Source organism: Paenibacillus sp. GXUN7292 (assembly GCF_050864975.1).
GTDB lineage: Bacteria > Bacillota > Bacilli > Paenibacillales > Paenibacillaceae > Pristimantibacillus.
In genome coordinates, this window is the sequence record NZ_JBOZWO010000093.1 from 1 (window position 1) to 1533 (window position 1533).

Genomic DNA, 1533 nt, shown 5'->3' on the forward strand with positions numbered 1-1533 from the left:
CACTGGCCTTGCATAGAACCTTACATCAAACGCATTAAAAAACCATTTTTGGGTTAATGGTCAATACCTTGGAAAATTTTACAGTTTGGTTTTTGGCGAATTTGCTAATAAGTCGAGGCTCCATTATACATAGGATCATGTTACCAATAAATGTATATATGCCTTTTTTAGCTAGGTACAATCAGCATGACCGTCTCATACTCCTTGGGATGTTTGCGCGGGCGTCCCCGTTTCTTTTTCTTCTTTCTCCCTGTTGAACGTTTGGTCGGTTCACGGTTCAGCGCTATGAGAAACTGCTCCCATGTTTTGTCCATATAGTTTCGTAGAAGCTTCAGAAATACCCATAAGTGTTCGGTGGTCTCGGACTCTTTCCGCACAAGCATAACTAAGCCGTATGCGATTAGCGTTAAAAAAATCTGGTTCCATACCGCATCCGGATGATAGCTGTACAGATGGACTAGTTGCATATGTTGTTTCATCCATTTAAAGAAAAGTTCAATCATCCAACGGTGCCGATACACTTCGCAGATTTGTGAGGCAGCAAGATCCCATACATTCGTAAGCACACGATACATACGATCTTTCTCATCCACATATTCCACGAGTCGCAGACGAGTTTCCACCACCTGGTTATCATTATCTTTGAAAGTAATGATGACATCAGCATCACGCTGTACGGGTGTCCCTTCTTCAACCTCACGTTCCTCTACGATTACCGTTTTATTTCTCGTCTGGATACGGGCTACAAATTGCAGGTTATGATCAAGCCAGTGCTTATAATTAGTGTACTTAATATATCCTCGGTCCATTACATGAATAGCATCCGGATCGACAACTAGATCCAACGCCACCTCGAGGTCGGAAACACCCCGCGTGGAGCACACAATCTGGTCGGGATAGACAGTGTTGAGATCGGCGACGACTAACTTCGTGTGAATTTTTATGCCGTTGCTCTGCTTCGAACAATAGGCCCATTTGCCTGCGGATTCAGGTAACGTGAGTACAGTCGAATCAAGGATATGTAGCTTCCCAATGCCCGGAACACCTTGCTGAGGATAGCGCTGCTGTAAGCGTTCGTTAATATTTATCCATATCCTCTGCAGTTCCCATAACGGCAAGGCCCTTAGTGTGCGAGTGACTTGTGAGCCGCTAATACTTTCAAGACTGATCGCCTGTTGCAGTTTTTCGTTCGCTTGTAGAGCGAAGCTGATGTCCTGCAGATCCGTTCGACGGCTTAATTGTGCATCAATGAGCAGCTTAACGGCTTTCACAAAGGTTAGTTTTCGACGGTAATTAAAGATAGGAAAACTATCGTCAGAAATATTAAGTTGACTTAGGCATTTACAAATGACGGTTTGATCTGGTATATTACCCATACGGATTCTCCTTTTGTGAGGGAATGGGTAACATGCCTATCCTTCAACAATAGGAGATTTTTTTATGGAAATCCAGGTCGATTTCATCAATATTTTCAAAATATAGTAAATGTTTATAACTTATTTTTTTCATGTTAGGTTTGATGCAAGGCTAGTG

1 protein-coding gene is annotated in these 1533 nt (G+C 42.7%); it reads right to left on the bottom strand.

All coding sequences use genetic code 11. From position 1 onward, the window contains the following. Window positions 1–167: 167 nt before the first annotated feature. Window positions 168–1376, bottom strand: coding sequence for an IS4 family transposase (locus tag ACRRU2_RS28475; protein WP_331702757.1), 1209 nt, complete (start codon window positions 1374–1376; stop codon window positions 168–170). Window positions 1377–1533 lie beyond the last annotated feature (157 nt).

Coding starts and splice junctions, on each gene's coding strand:
- ACRRU2_RS28475 (WP_331702757.1), bottom strand. CDS start 1,376: ATGGGTAATATACCAGATCAAACCGTCATTTGTAAATGCCTAAGTCAA.